Origin of the sequence: Pseudomonas qingdaonensis (genome assembly GCF_018398475.1) — a bacterium.
In the GTDB taxonomy this organism is placed as follows: Bacteria; Pseudomonadota; Gammaproteobacteria; order Pseudomonadales; family Pseudomonadaceae; genus Aquipseudomonas; species Aquipseudomonas palmensis.
Window position 1 is genome coordinate 2689877 of record NZ_CP074676.1, and the last position, 15152, is coordinate 2705028.

Below are 15152 nucleotides of genomic sequence, written 5' to 3' on the forward strand. Positions count from 1 at the left end.
GTCATAGAAACAGCAGTTCGAAAGGTTGCAGAAGGCGTTGCAGGGTGGTCTGGCTCAACACCGGTGGCTGCTCGCCATCGGCATGGAGCTGGCTGGCATGCGCGGCGATGGCGGCGCGCTTGCGCGCAAGTTGCTGCGGGCTGAGCGCCAGCTTGCGCGCACGGCGCCACGGCAGGCGCGGGTCGTCCGGCCGGGCCCAGTGCCAGGCCCAGATCGGCACCTCGATCAGTTGCGCGCCCACGGTCTGCGCCGCCTGTGCGCTGGCACGGCCCACGGCCTCGTGGTCGCAGTGGCCGTCCAGGCGCCAGGTGCTCAGCACCCGGTCGTCGGGGCGCAGGCAACGCACCAGCGCATGGGCCAGTTGCGCTTCGTGCGCGGCCACGCCACTGTCGGCCAGGTGCAGGCGCTGCCAGGCCACCCGGTCGACGTCCAGCCCCAGCGCGGCCAGGGCTGCGCGGCTTTCCAGGGGGCGCTGCACGCGCAGGCGCTCGCCTGGCCAGGCGAGCGAGCCGGGGTGGCTGCCTTCGCCATCGGTCACCGACACCAGCAGCAACGCCTGCTCACGGCCGCAGAAGGTCGACAGCAGGCCACCGCAACCGAGCACCTCGTCATCCGGGTGGGGCGCCACCACCACCAGGCGCGCACCGGGGGGCAGCAGCTCATCGGCCTGCACCGTGGCGACCTGGGCCAGGGCGCTGGACGCCTGCCACAGCGACAATGGCGTGCCACTGCCGGCTGCCTTGATCGGGTTGTCGACGCTCATAGCTGCCACCCGCCGGCTTCACGCCCGGCCAGTTGCCGGCCCAGTTCGGCCAGGTCGCGCTCGGCGTGGCTCTGGCGCAGGAACACCGGCAGGTCGGCGCTGAGCCGGGCGAAGTGGCTGTTGCGGCAGAACGAGGTGGCACCCAGGGCGCGGCCCACGTGGGTCAGCACCAGGGTGGCGGCGTATTCGACCTGGGCGCGCACCCGGCGTACGGCGAACTGGGCATCGGCCTGGGGCTGTGCGTCGATCTGTGCGGCGCACTCGCGCAGGGCTGCAGCGGCGCCGCACAGGGCAGCGTCCACCGCGCCCAGGTGGGCGTCGGCGTGGGGGTCGGGGCGTGGCTGGCGGCAGTGTTCGCGCAAGTAGTCGGCCAGGGCCTCGGCGGCGCCGTACCAGCAGGCGGCGATGCCGGCGCCGCCGTGCCAGAAGCCGGGGCGACTAAGGTACTGGCCAGGGCCACCCACCAGGTGCGCCGGGGTATGTTCCAGTTCCAGCTCGACGCTGGCGGTAATGCCCATGCCCACCGCCTGCCAGCCGTCTGCCACCCGGTGCAGACCCGTCTCGGCAAGGTCCAGCGCCACCAGTTGCGGCTGTTCGTCTTCGTCCCAGGCGGTGAGCAGGCCGTGGTCGATCTGCAGCGCGCCGGAGCACCAGGCCTTGCGCCCCTGCAGGTACACCCGCTGGTTGTCGCGAGCCACGATGCGCACCCGTGCGCTGGGCGGCTCGGCCGCCCATACGCCCCAGATCCCGTTGCCGGCCAGGTGCGCCCCGGCGCATTCGGCGAGTATCGCCAGGGCATCGGTATGCCCTTCATACAGCTTGGCCAGGGCCAGGTCGGCGCCAGCCACCCGTGCCAGGGTCTGCCAGCGCTGCAGCGTCTGGCCCTGGCCGGGCAACGGCAGGCGTTCCAGGCCGGCTGCCTGCAGGGCCTGCATCAGTTCGAGCAGCTGGCTGTCCAGGTTCAGCGGTTGCGGGCGCTCGGCGAACTGGCGCAGCAGGGTGTCCAGGCGGCCCAGGTCGAAGGTTTGAACAATGCTCATGAGGCGGACTCCTTGGGGCACGCAGCGTGGGTCGAGGTATTCTTTTTCAGGCCGCGCAGGTTCATGGCGCACAGGCAGAACTGCAGCACGATCAATGCCCAGGCCTCGGTCTGCCAGCCCCACACCACCCACAGCAGGTTGCTGGCCATGAAGCAGCAGAAGCCGATGCGCCGCCGACGCGGCTGACGCGAGCCGATCCACCAGGCTGCCACCAGGGTGAGCAGCATGGCCGGCCACTGCAGCAGGTCGATCCAGTCCAGGCCCTTCATGCCACGCCCATGCGCTTGCGCAGCGCCACGGTGAGCGACTGGCGGGTCTTGTCGTAGTCGGCCCAGGGGTCGTCGCCATTGGCCAGGCGCTCGCCCAGGTTGTGCAGGTTCCACTGGTTGGCGCCCTTGAGTTCGGTGAGCTCTTCGCGGCGGATCGGTACCGACACCGGCAGCCCTTCGCGGGCGCGCAGCGAATAGGCGCACACGGTGGTGGCGCCACGGGCGTTGCGCAGGTAGTCGATGAAGATGCGCCCCACGCGGTTCTTCGGCCCCGAAACGGCGGACAGCCGGTCGGGGAACAACCCGGCCATGTGCGTGACGATGGCATGGCTGAACGCCTTGACCTCGTCCCAGCCGGCACGCCGGGTCAGCGGCACCACCACGTGCATGCCCTTGCCGCCACTGGTTTTCAGAAACGCCTGCAGGCCCAGTTCGTCGAGCAGTGCCAGGGTCAGCTGGGTCGCTTCGACCATGGCCTTCCAGGGCAATGCCGGGTCGGGGTCGAGGTCGAGCACGAAACGGTCGGGTTTGTCGAAGTCCCTGGCGGTGGCGTTCCAGGTGTGCAGTTCCAGGGTGTTCATCTGTACCGCGCCCAGCAGGGTGTCGGCGCGGTCGATGATCATCACTGCCTGGCCGGCCTCGGCCTTGTCGTGACTCTCCAGGCCCGGGATGTTCAGCTGGGCGGCGTTCTTCTGGAAGAACAGCTCGCCGCTCAGGCCCTCCGGTGCGCGCACCAGCGCCACGGGGCGACGCTTGAGGTGCGGCAGGATCCATTCGGCGACCTGGGCGTAGTACTCGGCCACCTGGCGTTTGTCGGTGCCGCTGCTGGCATCGATCACCCGGTCGGGGTGGGTGATGCGCAGGGTGTTGTCGGAGGCTTTGCGGGTAGGCGCTTTCACGGGTTTCTCCAGGCCGATGGCGCGGGCCGGCTTGTCTTCGCGCAGGCCATGGAACACCGAATGGCGTACCACCCCTTCGCGGGTCATCTGGGCGTAGGCCACCTCGGCCAGCAGCTGTGGCCTGAGCCAGTGCACGCCGCGGGCTTCGGCGCCGGTGGGTGGGTTGGCGACCGCGGGCTTTTTCACCTCGAGCGGGGTGAGGCGCTGGAGCAGGCTCTGCAGGGTGGCGGTATTGAAGCCGGTGCCGACCTTGCCGGCGTAGCGCAGCTGGCCGCTGTCGGCGTCGTGCACCCCCAGCAGCAGGGCGCCGAACGCGGCGCGGCTGCCCTTGGGTTCGGTGAAGCCGACGATCACGAATTCCTGGCGCTGCTTGCACTTGAGCTTGATCCAGTTGTGACTGCGCCGCGATACATAGAGGCTGTCGGCACGTTTGCCGATCAGGCCCTCCATCTGCATCTGGCAGGAGCTGGCCAGCAGGGACTCGGGGGCTTCGTCGAAGTCGGCACTCAAACGCAGGCGTTGTTCGTCGGCCGGTTCAAGCACGGCCGCCAGGGCGGCGCGCCGCTCCTGCAACGGGCATTGGCGCAGGTCCATGCCATTGAGGTAGGGCAGGTCGAACAGGTAGTAGACGATGTTGGCATCGGTGTCGCTGTCGAAGGCGTTCTGCAGGGCCTGGAAGTCGGCGATACCCTCGGCGTTGGCCACCACCACTTCGCCATCGAGCCAGGCCGAGCTCAGCCCCAGGCCGGCCAGGGCCTTGGCCTGCAGCGGCATGCGCGTGGTCCAGTCGTGGCCGTTGCGGGTGAACAGGCGCACGTCGTCGCCGTCGATGCGCGCCAGGATGCGGTAGCCGTCGAACTTGACCTCGTAGCGCCAGTCGCCTTGTGGCGGGGTTTCCACCAGGGTGGCCAGTTGCGGCGTGAGGGCGGCGGGCAGGGTGGCCTTCCTGGCCGCACTCAGTGTGCCGGCCCTGGCTGGGCGGCGAGGCGGGGGTGCGGCCTTGGGCTTGTCCTTGTCTTTGCCCTTGCCCTTGGTGCGGGGGATCAGGCTGCGCTCGCTGAGCACGCTGTCGGGTTGGGCCTGCAGCACGTCGTAGTCGGCCTCGGCGCGGGCAGCCTCGTCGTCGGACTTGACCAGCATCCACTGTTCCTTCTTGCCGCCAAGGCGGGTGCGAAACAGATGCCAGGTGCCGTTCAGCTTTTCGCCCTGCAGGCGAAAGCGCAGCTTGCCGCTGGCATAGGCCTGGGCCGGGTCGCCCTCGGGCAGCCACACGCCGCGGTCCCACACGATCACTTCGCCCGCACCGTAATGGCCTGCGGGGATGCTGCCCTCGAAGCTGGCGTAGTCCAGCGGGTGGTCTTCGACGTGGACGGCCAGGCGCTTGACCTTCGGGTCCAGTGACGGGCCCTTGGGGATGGCCCAGCTCTTGAGGGTGCCGTTCAGCTCCAGGCGAAAGTCGTAATGCAGGTGGCTGGCGTCGTGCTTCTGGATGCAGAACTGCAATGCCTGCGCGCGCGCACCGCGGCGGGCCTTGCCGGCCGGCTCCGGGGTGGCGTCGAAGTTGCGCTTGCGCTGGTATTCCTGCAGTGGCTTGGCCATTGCCGTGCTCCATCGTTCATACAAACCCTATGAAGTGGGAGAGGCGCAGACCGGCGGGAGTTCAATCGGGTTGACCGGCCTTGCGCAGGGTCAGGTTGATGCGGCGGGCGCCCAGCAGTGGGTGCTCGCCGTCCTTGAGCGGGTTGACCCCGTGAAAGCGCAGGCGATCCTCGCCGCCCCAGACCATCACGTCGCCGTGCTGCAGGCCGACCTTGCGGGTGGGCTCGCTGCGGGTGTGCCCGCCGAACAGGAACACCGCCGGCAGGCCCAGCGAGATCGACACGATGGGCTGGCTGAAGTCGCGTTCGTTGCGGTCCTGGTGCAGGGTCAGGCGGTTGCCGGGCTGGTAGTGGTTGATCAGGCAGGCGTCGGGCCTGAAATGGGCGAAGCCGGCTGCCTCTGCGGCGGCAGCGGCCAGCTCGGCGAGCAGCGTGGGCAGGGCAGGCCAGGGCTTGCCGGTGAGCGGGTCGAAGGGGCTGTAGCGGTAGCCCAGGCGGTCGCTGACCCAGCCCAGCGGCCCGCAATTGGTGACCGCCACTTCGATGGTGCGCCCGCCGGGGGTGAGCTGGTTGCGAAACGGTGCGGCGCGCAGCACCGTGCGCAGGGCCGGCAGCAGGGGCTCGACGAGGTCCAGGGCAAAGCCTGGCAGCAGCAGCGTCTGCTTGCCGATCCATTCGGGGGCGCCGAGGGCGGGTGGGCCGAACAGGTCGAGTTCGGGTTGTTTCATGCAAGGATCTCCAGTGACGCCTTCGCCGGCAACGCCGGCGCCTGCAGGCGACGCAAACCGGGCAGGAGCCGGCGTTGCCGGCGCAGGGGCCGGTGACTATGCTTGGGCCTCATGGAGCCCATCATACCGCTGCGCCAACCCTGCCCACCCGGTGCCTGCATCTGCGAGCGCGAACGCCTGCTCGAAACGCCGGGCGCCGACCTGCGCATTCTGCGCCTGACCCGCCAGGAAGAAAACCGCCTGCTCCAACGCCTGGAAAACCTGCAGAGCCTGCCCGACCTCGAACACCTGCAGCGCCGCCTGTTCGATCAGCTTGGCATCCAGGTGCACATCGCCCCCGGCCCCAATGAAGTGCGCACCATGCGCGGTATCCGTATCGAGGTCGAAGGCCCGCCAGGGTTGTGCCGCAAGACCCGCCAGAGCATACCGGCGGCCATCCGCCGCGCCCTCGAAAAACGTCCCGAGATCGCCTACCGGCTGCTCGACGCCCATGACCTGTTTGGCCAGCAGTAACCATCGCAGGGCGTTTCCTACGCCGTGACCACGCCAATGCACAACATTGGCTCGCAACCTGCATTGCCCCAGGCATCGATAGCTGATCGATTGGTCAGACACCGGCCTTGCCGTGTCGCCACTCCATTGCCCAGGGCCGCCGTGCATGACGCTAGCTCAACGATTTATCCCCGCGCCGGTTGATCCGGCCGGCTGGAACGCCGAACTGAACCTGCGCTTCGTCGCAGGTCAGGGGCGGACCCGAATTGGTGCACGCCAGCATTTCGGCCCACTTCTGGTGCAGCGCCCGTTCTACCCCGAAGGCGACCCCTGCCATGTGTATGTGCTGCACCCCCCGGGCGGGGTGGTGGGGGGGGATCGCCTGGCCCTGAACCTGCACCTGGAGCCGGGCAGCCATGCGCTGCTGACCATGCCTGGTGCCACCAAGTTCTACCGCAGCGCCGGGCCCACCTCGGTGCTGCGCCAGCGCTTTCACCTGGCCGAGGGCAGCACCCTGGAGTGGCTGCCCCAGGACAGCATCTGCTTCCCCGGCGCGCGGGTATCGCTGCACAGCCATTTCAGCCTGGCCCCCGGCGCGCGCCTGCTGGCCTGGGAAACCCTGTGCCTGGGCCGCCCGGTAATGGGCGAGGCCTTCAGCCATGGCGCCGTGGACAGCCGGCTGCAGGTGGACATGCCCGACGACCCCGGCCTGCACGAGCGCCTGCGCCTGCAGGGTGGGCACCTGCACAAGCTGGGCGGCCACCCGCTGCTGGCCACCTTCTGCGCCGCCCCGGCCAACGAGCAACTGCTTGAACAGGTGCGCGAACTGATCCACCCGCTGCCGGTGCCCGCCGGCGCCACGCTGCTTGGCCAGCTGCTGGTGGTGCGCCTGCTCGACCACGACAACCAACGCCTGCAATCCACCCTGCAGCGGCTGTGGCGCGCCCTGCGACCGACCGTCGTCGGCTTGCCGCCATGCCCGCCGCGCATCTGGGCCACTTGAGAGACCGCACCATGGAGCTGACCCCGAGAGAGAAAGACAAACTGCTGCTGTTCACCGCCGCGTTGCTCGCCGAGCGCCGCCTGGCCCGTGGGCTGAAGCTCAACTACCCCGAGGCGGTGGCGCTGATCAGTGCCAGCGTGATGGAAGGTGCCCGCGACGGGCGCACGGTGGCCGAGCTGATGAGCCTGGGCCGCGAAGTGCTGGGGCGTGACCAGGTGATGGAAGGTGTCAGCGAGATGATCCACGACGTGCAGGTGGAAGCGACCTTTCCCGACGGGACCAAGCTGGTCACCGTCCACGACCCTATCGTCTGACCTGCCCAGGAGCAGCCCATGATTCCCGGAGAAATCCAGGTCGCCGACGGCGACATCGAACTCAACGCCGGTCGCGCCACGATCAGCGTCAGCGTGGCCAACCATGGCGATCGGCCGATCCAGGTCGGCTCGCACTATCACTTCTACGAGGTCAACGCCTTTCTGGTGTTCGAGCGCGAGGCCACCCGCGGCTTTCGCCTGGACATCGCCGCCGGCACTGCCGTGCGCTTCGAACCCGGCCAGGCGCGCACCGTCAACCTGGTGGCCTATGCCGGCAAGCGCGAGGTGTATGGCTTCCAGGGCCGGGTGATGGGCAAGCTGGAGGCCGTGGCATGAGCCGTATTTCCCGGCGTGCCTATGCCGACATGTTCGGCCCCACCGTGGGTGACCGCGTGCGCCTGGCCGACACCGAGCTGTGGGTGGAGGTCGAGCAGGACTTCACGGTCTACGGTGAAGAGGTCAAGTTCGGCGGCGGCAAGGTGATCCGCGACGGCATGGGCCAGGGCCAGATGCTGGCCGCCGAGGCCATGGACCTGGTGCTGACCAACGCCCTGATCATCGACCACTGGGGCATCGTCAAGGCCGATATCGGCGTGAAGAACGGGCGCATCTTCGGCATCGGCAAGGCCGGCAACCCCGACGTGCAGCCCGGCGTGACCCTGGCGGTGGGGCCGGGCACCGAGGTGATCGCCGCCGAGGGCAAGATCGTCACCGCCGGCGGCATCGACTCGCACATTCATTTCATCTGCCCACAGCAGGTCGACGAGGCGCTGGTGTCGGGCATCACCACCTTCATCGGCGGCGGCACCGGGCCGGCCACCGGCACCAACGCCACCACCTGTACTTCGGGCACCTGGTACCTGGCGCGCATGCTCCAGGCCGCCGACGAACTGCCGATCAACATCGGCCTGCTGGGCAAGGGCAATGCCTCGCAACCCCAGGCCCTGCGCGAGCAGATCGAGGCCGGGGCGGTGGGGCTCAAACTGCACGAAGACTGGGGCTCGACCCCGGCGGCCATCGACTGTTGCCTGGGCGTGGCCGAGGCGATGGACGTGCAGGTGGCGCTGCACAGCGACACCCTCAACGAAAGCGGCTGCATCGAAGACACCCTGGCCGCCATCGGCGACCGCACCATCCACACCTTCCATACCGAGGGCGCGGGCGGCGGGCATGCGCCGGACATCATCCGTGCGGCGGGCTACGCCAACGTGCTGCCGTCCTCCACCAACCCGACCCTGCCGTACACCGTCAACACCGTGGACGAGCACCTGGACATGCTGATGGTGTGCCACCACCTGGACACCAGCATCCCCGAGGACGTGGCCTTCGCCGAGTCGCGCATCCGCCGCGAGACGATTGCCGCCGAAGACATCCTGCACGACATCGGCGCGTTCTCGATGACCTCGTCAGACTCCCAGGCCATGGGCCGGGTGGGCGAGGTGGTGCTGCGCACCTGGCAGGTGGCGCACCAGATGAAACTGCGCCGCGGCCCGTTGGCGCCTGACACCGCGCGCAGCGACAACTTCCGGGTCAAGCGCTACATCGCCAAGTACACCATCAACCCGGCGCTGACCCATGGCATTGCCCATGAAGTCGGTTCGCTGGAGGCCGGCAAGCTGGCCGACCTGGTGCTGTGGTCGCCGGCGTTCTTCGGGGTCAAGCCCGCACTGGTGCTCAAGGGCGGGATGATCGTGATGGCGCCGATGGGCGACATCAACGGCTCGATCCCCACGCCGCAGCCGGTGCACTACCGGCCGATGTTCGGCGCCCTGGGCCAGGCGCGCAACGCCACGCGCATGACGTTCCTGTCCCAGGCCGCGGTGGAGCGTGGCGTTCACCATGAACTGCGCCTGCGCAGCCTGATCGGCGTGGCCCGGGGCTGTCGCACGGTGCGCAAGGCCGACATGCTGCACAACGGGCTGATGCCCACCATCGAAGTGGATTCACAAACCTATGAGGTACGCGCCGACGGCGAGCTGCTGGTGTGCGAGCCGGCCAGCGTGCTGCCGATGGCGCAGCGTTATTTTCTGTTTTGAGGAGCGAGCATGATCCTGTTGACGCAACGCCTGAACCAGGCCGCACACATCGGCGCCACTGCCACCCTGAGCCTGGATACGCGCATCAAGAGCCGCGTGCGCATCACCCTGGATGACGGGCGCGAGGCCGGGCTGATGCTCGAACGCGGCCAGCTGATTCGCGGCGGCGAGCTGCTGGCCGACGCCCAGGGGCGTGAGGTGATTCGCGTGCTGGCGGCGCCGGAGCAGGTCTCGACGGTGCGCTGCGCCGACCCGCTGGCGCTGGCCCGCGCCGCCTATCACCTGGGCAATCGGCATGTGCCGTTGCAGATCGAGCGCGATTTCGTTCGGTACCAGCACGACCATGTGCTGGACGACATGGTGCGTGGCTTCGGCCTTGAGGTGGCGGTGGAGCAGGCGCCGTTCGAGCCCGAGGCCGGCGCCTACCAGAGCGCGCCGCACAGCCACAGCCATAACGATCACCCCTTTGTTCGCGTGCCTGGCCACGCCCACTGATTTCGACATGGAGTTGCACGATGAAAAAGACCCTCGCGTTTGCCTTGCTGCTGATCGCCGTCCCTGCGTTCGCCCACCCCGGCCACGACAGCAACCCCCTGCAGGACGGGTTGCTGCACCCGCTCACCGGGCTTGACCACCTGCTGATGCTGCTGGGCACCGGGGTGCTGGCCGCCCTGACCGGGCGCACCCTGGCGCTGCCGCTGGCCACGCTGGCGGCGATGTTCGGCGGCGCGCTGATGGGCCATCTGTTCGGGGGCGTGATCGGCATGGAGAGCATGATCATCGGCTCGCTGCTGGTGGCCGCCGCGGCGCTGCTGCTGCCCAGCCGCCAGGTGCTGCTGGCGCTGGTCATGCCGGTGTTCGCGCTGTTTCACGGCTGGGCCCACGGCGTCGAAGCCAGCCCGGGCGCGTTCTGGGTGTTCAGCGCAGGCTTTGTCGCGGTCAGCGGCCTGTTGCTGCTGGCAGGCTATGGCGCCGGGCGCCTGTTGCGCCGTCACCCTGGGCTGCAGAAGGCCTGTGGCGGCGGCCTGCTGGCCGGTGCCGCCCTGGTGCTGGCCGGCTGATGAGCGCCAACCTGCAGTTGCTGCGCCTGCTGCAACTGGTCAGCGCCAACCTGCCGGTGGGGGGCTTCACCTATTCCCAGGGGTTGGAGTGGGCGGTGGAGGCGGGCTGGGTGACGGGGGCCGACGGCTTTGGCGCCTGGCAGCGCGAGCAGTTGCACGACACCCTCGGCCACCTCGACTGGCCGCTGCTGCAACGGCTGTACAGCGCGTGCCGCGCGCAAGATGCCGATGCGTTCGCCCACTGGAGCAGCTTTTTGCTGGCCAACCGCGAAACCGCCGAGCTGCGCCTGGAGGAACGCCAGCGCGGCAAGGCCCTGGCGCGCCTGCTCGATGGCTGGCAGCTGTGTCAGGCGCCGGCCTGGCGCAGCAGCGTCGAGCTGAGCCAGCTGGGCGGCATGGCCTGGCTGGCCGTGCACTGGCAGATCCCGCTGCGTGAGCTGGCCCTGGGGCATGGCTTTGCCTGGCTGGAAGGGGCGGTGATGGCCGGGGTCAAGCTGGTGCCGTTCGGTCAGCAGGCGGCCCAGACCCTGCTGCGCGAGTTGTGCGAGGAGCTGCCTGCGGTACTGGAGTGGGCGCTGGACGTACCTGATGAACACCTGGGCGGCGGCCTGCCGTTGCTGGCGATTGCCTCTGCCCGCCATGAAACCCAATACACCCGATTGTTCCGATCCTGAGGAAACTGCCATGCAAAGCTACCAGCAACCCCTGCGCGTCGGTGTCGGCGGCCCGGTCGGCTCCGGCAAGACCGCGCTGCTCGAAGCGCTGTGCAAGGCCATGCGCGATGACTACCAGATTGCCGTGGTCACCAACGACATCTACACCAAGGAAGACCAGCGCATCCTTACCGAAGCCGGCGCGCTCGAACCCGAGCGCATCGTCGGCGTGGAGACCGGCGGCTGCCCGCATACCGCGATCCGTGAAGATGCCTCGATGAACCTGGCGGCGGTGGAGGATCTGGCGCGCAAGTTCGGCAACCTGGAAGTGATCTTCGTCGAGAGTGGCGGTGACAACCTGAGTGCCACCTTCAGCCCGGAGCTGGCCGACCTGACGATCTACGTGATCGACGTGGCCGAGGGCGAGAAGATCCCGCGCAAGGGCGGGCCGGGGATCACCAAGTCGGATTTTCTGGTGATCAACAAGATCGACCTGGCGCCCTATGTGGGTGCGTCGCTGGAGGTCATGGAAAAGGACACCCGGCGCATGCGGCCCGAGCGGCCGTGGACGTTCAGCAACCTGAAGACGGGGCAGGGTTTGCAGGCGGTGATCGGGTTCATTGTCGAGCGGGGGATGTTGAAACCGGTTTCGGTGTGAATGCCTATCGCGGGTCAAGCCCGCTCCCACAAGGACGGCGCCAGCTCCTGTGGGAGCGGGCTTGACCCGCGATGGCATCGATGCGGTGCCTGCGCATTGCACATTGCCCACATCGCTGTATACAGTGTGCGCACCAAGGGGAGCCCCGGCAACGGGCTGAGAAACCGCTGGCATCTGCAGCGCGGTGACCCTTCGAACCTGATCCGGATCATGCCGGCGAAGGGATGGGATCTAGCGCCTGCCTTCTTTGCCGGTCTCACTGCGAGGCCGCTCCATGACTGCCCCACGTTTCACCGAACACCTGCGCAAACAAAGCGAACCCACCTGGTCGGCCGCCGTCGGCCACCGTTTCGTCACCCAGCTGTGCGACGGCAGCCTGCCGGACCCGGTGATGGTGCGTTACCTGGTGCAGGACCATCGCTTCATCGACAGCTTCCTGACCCTGCTCGGCGCGGCCATTGCCACCGCCGACACCTTCGATGCGCGCCTGCGCCTGGCGCGTTTCGCCGGCATGATCGCCAGCGATGAAAACACCTATTTCCTGCGCGCCTTTGAGGCACTGGGCGTGAGCGAGGCGCAACGTACCGCGCCGGCCGACACACAGCCCACGGCCGGCTTCAAGGCGATCATGCGCCAGGCGGCGGCCACCCGATCCTATGCGGCGGTGCTGGCGGTGCTCAACGTGGCCGAGGGCCTGTACCTGGACTGGGCGCTCAAGGCGCCCAGGCCGCTGCCGGAAAACTTCGTGCACGCCGAGTGGATCACCTTGCACGACAACCCGGCCTTCGCCGACTTCGTTGCGTTCCTGGGCGCCGAACTCGACCGTGTGGGCCCCCAGGAAGAGGCGCTGAGCACCGATTTCTTCTTGCGTGCCGTGGCGCTGGAGCTTGAGTTTTTCGATGCCGTGTACCCACAGGGGGAGTGAACGATGGATATTTTCGACCGTTTGAAAGCTGCTGCACCGACCGAGTGGGCCAGTTACGTGGACCACAGCTTCGTGCGCCAGATGGGCCAGGGCAGCTTGCCCGAAACGGCGTTTCGTACCTACCTGGTGCAGGATTACCTGTTCCTGATCCAGTTCGCGCGGGCCTGGGCGCTGGCCGCGTACAAGAGCCGCCGGCCTTCGGACATCCGTGCCGCCCAGGCGGGGCTTGCGGCGATTCTGGACGAGACCGACCTGCATGTACGCCTGTGCGCGCGCTGGGGCTTGTCCAAGGCTGACATCGAGGCCGCGCTGGAGCACCAGGCCACCGTGGCCTATACGCGCTTCGTGCTCGATTGCGGCGCGGCGGGCGACTTGCTGGACCTGCATGTGGCGCTGTCGCCCTGTGTGATCGGCTACGCCGAGATCGGCCGGGCGCTGAGCCCCGACGGGGTGGCGGCGCTGGGTGATCATCCGTACCGCGAGTGGATTGGCGAGTATGCCGGGGAGGGGTATCAGGGCGTGGCTGCTGCAGCGCGCCTGCACCTGGACGAGCTGGCGGCGCGCAGCATGACCGAGCAGCGCTTCACCGAGCTGGTGGCGATCTTTGCCCAGGCGTCGCGGCTGGAGGCGGATTTCTGGCAGATGGGGTTGGCGGCGCGGTAGAACGGCGTGGCGCAACGGCGCTCCTGGCACCGAGCGCCGCTCGCGCGGCGCTTCGCCGGCATCCCATCGCGGTGACATTGCCCCTTATCAGCTAAGGTTGCCTGCTTACGCATGATAAGGACCCATCATGAACGACCTGCACCCGCAGCCCCTGCTGGCCACCTTGCTGCTGCTCGGCAGCCTGCCCGCCCTTGCGGCCTTGCCCGGCGCCCCGGCCTATATCGATGACAGCGGCTACCCCGAGGCCGCCAAGCAACGCATTCTGCCGGCAATGTTCGAGCAGACCCTCACCAGCACCCGCTATATCGCGCCCGCCGGCAATCCCCTGACCACCGTGGCCGAAGCCACCGGCTTTGCCGACACCAGCACCTACGCGCAAACCCGCGATTACCTTCAGCAACTGGCATCCGCCGCCAATGGCGCCATCGTGCTCAGCGAGCTGCCGGAGAAAAGCGCCGAGGGCCACCCGATGCTGCTGGTGGTGGCCTCGCTGGAGGCCGACAAGTCACCCGCCGCGCTCAAGCGTTCGGGCAAGCCGACGCTCTTTATCGAGGCCGGTATCCACCCCGGCGAGTCCAACGGCAAGGACGCGATGTTCATGCTGCTGCGCGACATGACCACCGGCAGCAAGCCGCTGGCCGGCCTGCTGCAGAAGGTCAACATCCTGTTCATCCCCAGTGTCAACGTGGACGGCGATATCCGCCGCAGCGCCTATGGCCGAATCAACCAGAACGGCCCCCGCCAGAGTGGCTGGCGCGTGAACGGGCGCAACCTCAACCTGAACCGCGATTTCACCAAGCTCGACAGCGCCGAGATCCGCAACGTGGCCTGGGTGTTCAACACCTACGAGCTGAGCTTCTTCGCCGACACCCACTCCACCGATGGCGCGATGTACCCCTACGACAGCTCGTATTGCCATAACGGCAATGGCTGGTCGCCGGCCAGCAGCGCGTGGATGGACACGGTGATGCGTGCGCCGGTGTACCAGGCGCTGGAGGGCGAGGGGCATGTGGTGCACGAATGCATCAGCATGAACGACAACCAGGACCCGACCCAGGGCTACTACCCGTACCGCACCGACCTGGCGCGCTTCTCCAACCAGTACGGCGATATCCGCAACGTGCCGTCGATTCTGATCGAGCAGCATGCACTGCACCCGTACCAGACCCAGGTGCTGGGCAACTACGTGATGCTCAAGACGATGTTCCAGGTGATCGGCGAGCAGGCCGCTTCGCTGCAGCAGGCCATTGCCAGTGACCGTGCCCGGCTCGCGGCCCAGCGCGAGGTGGTGCTGACCTGGAAGCCGGGCAAGGAGGAGCAGGTGGATTTCAAGGTGGGCGACTACCGCTACGAACAGTCGCCGATCACCGGTGCCAGGACGATCGTGTGGAGCAACGTGCCCAAGCCGCTGACGGTGCCGGTCACTGGCAACACCGAGCCCGACCTGGTGGTCAAGCGCCCACGCCAGTACGTGGTGCCGGCGCAGTGGGCCGAGGTGATCGCGCGGCTCAAGGCGCATGGCATCCGCATGCGCACCCTCGAGCAGCCCACGGCGATGGCGGTGACGCTGTACCGCATGGATGAGGTGAAGGTGGCCGGTGGCTTCGAGCCGGACCGTGCGGCAGCCAACGAGATTCCGGGCTATGAAGGGCATCTGCTGGTCAGTGGCGTGGCCAACCCGCTGGAGCGTATGCAGACCTTTGCGGCGGGTTCGGTGCTGATCGACGTCGACCAGCCGCTGGGCGTGCTGGCGATCAACCTGTTGCACCCGCAAAGCCCCGACTCGTTCTGGGCCTGGGGTTTCTTCAACGCGACCCTGGTGGCGGCGGAGGAGCCAGAGGAATACGTGATGGAGCCGATGGCGCGCAAGATGCTGGCCGCGAGCCCGGCACTCAAGGCCGAGTTCGAGGCCCGCCTCAAGGACGACAAGGCGTTCGCCGACAGCCCGAGTGCGCGCCTGCACTGGTTTTACCAGCGCACGCCCTTCTATGACGTGAATGCATTCGTGTACCCGGTGGGGGCCGTGTACTGAGTTAAAGGAAGTGCCAGC

Annotated in this window: 17 protein-coding genes and 1 riboswitch; of the genes, 12 read left to right on the forward strand and 5 right to left on the reverse strand. The window is 68.0% G+C overall.

Features of this window, described 5'->3' with window-relative positions:
• Nucleotide 1: 1 nt before the first annotated feature.
• The 5 genes from KH389_RS12280 to alkB form a co-directional block, all read right to left on the reverse strand.
• The gene (locus tag KH389_RS12280; protein WP_088515078.1) at nucleotides 2-763 is read right to left on the reverse strand and encodes a PIG-L deacetylase family protein; all 762 of its coding nucleotides are present in this window, start codon (nucleotides 761-763) and stop codon (nucleotides 2-4) included.
• Nucleotides 760-1803 (reverse strand): acyl-CoA dehydrogenase family protein, encoded by a 1044-nt coding sequence (locus KH389_RS12285; protein WP_213607410.1) that lies wholly within the window; start codon nucleotides 1801-1803, stop codon nucleotides 760-762. Before KH389_RS12285 ends, KH389_RS12280 begins: the two co-directional genes overlap by 4 nt.
• The gene (locus KH389_RS12290; RefSeq protein WP_078481216.1) at nucleotides 1800-2072 is read right to left on the reverse strand and encodes a hypothetical protein; all 273 of its coding nucleotides are present in this window, start codon (nucleotides 2070-2072) and stop codon (nucleotides 1800-1802) included. The genes KH389_RS12285 and KH389_RS12290 overlap by 4 nt, the downstream gene beginning before the upstream one ends.
• Entirely contained in the window at nucleotides 2069-4570 is a 2502-nt protein-coding gene (gene ligD, locus KH389_RS12295; protein WP_213607411.1) for a DNA ligase D, read from the reverse strand. The genes KH389_RS12290 and ligD overlap by 4 nt, the downstream gene beginning before the upstream one ends.
• A gap of 61 nt (nucleotides 4571-4631) precedes the next feature.
• Nucleotides 4632-5297, reverse strand: a complete 666-nt coding sequence (alkB, locus tag KH389_RS12300) for a DNA oxidative demethylase AlkB (protein ID WP_054914441.1) — start codon at nucleotides 5295-5297, stop codon at nucleotides 4632-4634.
• A gap of 111 nt (nucleotides 5298-5408) precedes the next feature.
• Here alkB and KH389_RS12305 point away from each other — a divergent pair, with 111 nt between their 5' ends.
• The 12 genes from KH389_RS12305 (at nucleotide 5409) to KH389_RS12360 (ending at nucleotide 15134) form a co-directional block, all read left to right on the forward strand.
• On the forward strand, nucleotides 5409-5810 hold the full coding sequence (locus KH389_RS12305; RefSeq protein ID WP_054914649.1) for a hypothetical protein: 402 nt from the start codon (nucleotides 5409-5411) through the stop codon (nucleotides 5808-5810).
• Between the two features lie 145 nt (nucleotides 5811-5955).
• Entirely contained in the window at nucleotides 5956-6792 is an 837-nt protein-coding gene (locus tag KH389_RS12310) for an urease accessory protein UreD (RefSeq protein WP_100632718.1), read from the forward strand.
• 11 nt (nucleotides 6793-6803) lie between these two features.
• Nucleotides 6804-7106 carry an urease subunit gamma gene (locus KH389_RS12315; protein WP_043859641.1) on the forward strand — a complete coding sequence of 101 codons (303 nt, stop codon included), beginning with the start codon at nucleotides 6804-6806 and terminating at the stop codon, nucleotides 7104-7106.
• Between the two features lie 18 nt (nucleotides 7107-7124).
• The gene (locus KH389_RS12320; protein WP_054914443.1) at nucleotides 7125-7442 is read left to right on the forward strand and encodes an urease subunit beta; all 318 of its coding nucleotides are present in this window, start codon (nucleotides 7125-7127) and stop codon (nucleotides 7440-7442) included.
• Nucleotides 7439-9142 (forward strand): urease subunit alpha, encoded by a 1704-nt coding sequence (ureC, locus tag KH389_RS12325; RefSeq protein ID WP_043859639.1) that lies wholly within the window; start codon nucleotides 7439-7441, stop codon nucleotides 9140-9142. The genes KH389_RS12320 and ureC overlap by 4 nt, the downstream gene beginning before the upstream one ends.
• 9 nt (nucleotides 9143-9151) lie before the next feature.
• Complete coding sequence (ureE, locus tag KH389_RS12330) at nucleotides 9152-9637, forward strand: urease accessory protein UreE (RefSeq protein ID WP_123753068.1); 486 nt, start codon at nucleotides 9152-9154, stop codon at nucleotides 9635-9637.
• 20 nt (nucleotides 9638-9657) lie between these two features.
• Nucleotides 9658-10203, forward strand: a complete 546-nt coding sequence (locus tag KH389_RS12335; protein WP_058540237.1) for a HupE/UreJ family protein — start codon at nucleotides 9658-9660, stop codon at nucleotides 10201-10203.
• Nucleotides 10203-10877, forward strand: coding sequence for an urease accessory protein UreF (locus KH389_RS12340; protein ID WP_054914445.1), 675 nt, complete (start codon nucleotides 10203-10205; stop codon nucleotides 10875-10877). The genes KH389_RS12335 and KH389_RS12340 overlap by 1 nt, the downstream gene beginning before the upstream one ends.
• A 10-nt stretch (nucleotides 10878-10887) precedes the next feature.
• Nucleotides 10888-11514: an urease accessory protein UreG gene (ureG, locus tag KH389_RS12345; RefSeq protein WP_043860582.1), complete on the forward strand. Its 627-nt coding sequence runs from the start codon at nucleotides 10888-10890 to the stop codon at nucleotides 11512-11514.
• A 126-nt stretch (nucleotides 11515-11640) separates the two neighbouring features.
• Nucleotides 11641-11756, forward strand: a riboswitch (TPP riboswitch).
• A 32-nt stretch (nucleotides 11757-11788) separates the two neighbouring features.
• Nucleotides 11789-12439, forward strand: coding sequence for a TenA family protein (locus tag KH389_RS12350; RefSeq protein ID WP_123753066.1), 651 nt, complete (start codon nucleotides 11789-11791; stop codon nucleotides 12437-12439).
• A gap of 3 nt (nucleotides 12440-12442) precedes the next feature.
• On the forward strand, nucleotides 12443-13102 hold the full coding sequence (locus KH389_RS12355; RefSeq protein WP_213607412.1) for a TenA family protein: 660 nt from the start codon (nucleotides 12443-12445) through the stop codon (nucleotides 13100-13102).
• Nucleotides 13103-13229: 127 nt separating this feature from the next.
• Nucleotides 13230-15134, forward strand: a complete 1905-nt coding sequence (locus tag KH389_RS12360) for a M14 family metallopeptidase (protein WP_213607413.1) — start codon at nucleotides 13230-13232, stop codon at nucleotides 15132-15134.
• The last annotated feature ends 18 nt before the right edge of the window (nucleotides 15135-15152 follow it).

Coding starts and splice junctions, on each gene's coding strand:
- KH389_RS12320 (WP_054914443.1), top strand. CDS start 7,125: ATGATTCCCGGAGAAATCCAGGTCGCCGACGGCGACATCGAACTCAAC.
- KH389_RS12305 (WP_054914649.1), top strand. CDS start 5,409: ATGGAGCCCATCATACCGCTGCGCCAACCCTGCCCACCCGGTGCCTGC.
- KH389_RS12280 (WP_088515078.1), bottom strand. CDS start 763: ATGAGCGTCGACAACCCGATCAAGGCAGCCGGCAGTGGCACGCCATTG.
- ureE (WP_123753068.1), top strand. CDS start 9,152: ATGATCCTGTTGACGCAACGCCTGAACCAGGCCGCACACATCGGCGCC.
- KH389_RS12315 (WP_043859641.1), top strand. CDS start 6,804: ATGGAGCTGACCCCGAGAGAGAAAGACAAACTGCTGCTGTTCACCGCC.
- KH389_RS12310 (WP_100632718.1), top strand. CDS start 5,956: ATGACGCTAGCTCAACGATTTATCCCCGCGCCGGTTGATCCGGCCGGC.
- KH389_RS12360 (WP_213607413.1), top strand. CDS start 13,230: ATGAACGACCTGCACCCGCAGCCCCTGCTGGCCACCTTGCTGCTGCTC.
- KH389_RS12285 (WP_213607410.1), bottom strand. CDS start 1,803: ATGAGCATTGTTCAAACCTTCGACCTGGGCCGCCTGGACACCCTGCTG.
- KH389_RS12290 (WP_078481216.1), bottom strand. CDS start 2,072: ATGAAGGGCCTGGACTGGATCGACCTGCTGCAGTGGCCGGCCATGCTG.
- KH389_RS12350 (WP_123753066.1), top strand. CDS start 11,789: ATGACTGCCCCACGTTTCACCGAACACCTGCGCAAACAAAGCGAACCC.
- KH389_RS12335 (WP_058540237.1), top strand. CDS start 9,658: ATGAAAAAGACCCTCGCGTTTGCCTTGCTGCTGATCGCCGTCCCTGCG.
- ureC (WP_043859639.1), top strand. CDS start 7,439: ATGAGCCGTATTTCCCGGCGTGCCTATGCCGACATGTTCGGCCCCACC.
- ligD (WP_213607411.1), bottom strand. CDS start 4,570: ATGGCCAAGCCACTGCAGGAATACCAGCGCAAGCGCAACTTCGACGCC.
- KH389_RS12355 (WP_213607412.1), top strand. CDS start 12,443: ATGGATATTTTCGACCGTTTGAAAGCTGCTGCACCGACCGAGTGGGCC.
- ureG (WP_043860582.1), top strand. CDS start 10,888: ATGCAAAGCTACCAGCAACCCCTGCGCGTCGGTGTCGGCGGCCCGGTC.
- KH389_RS12340 (WP_054914445.1), top strand. CDS start 10,203: ATGAGCGCCAACCTGCAGTTGCTGCGCCTGCTGCAACTGGTCAGCGCC.
- alkB (WP_054914441.1), bottom strand. CDS start 5,297: ATGAAACAACCCGAACTCGACCTGTTCGGCCCACCCGCCCTCGGCGCC.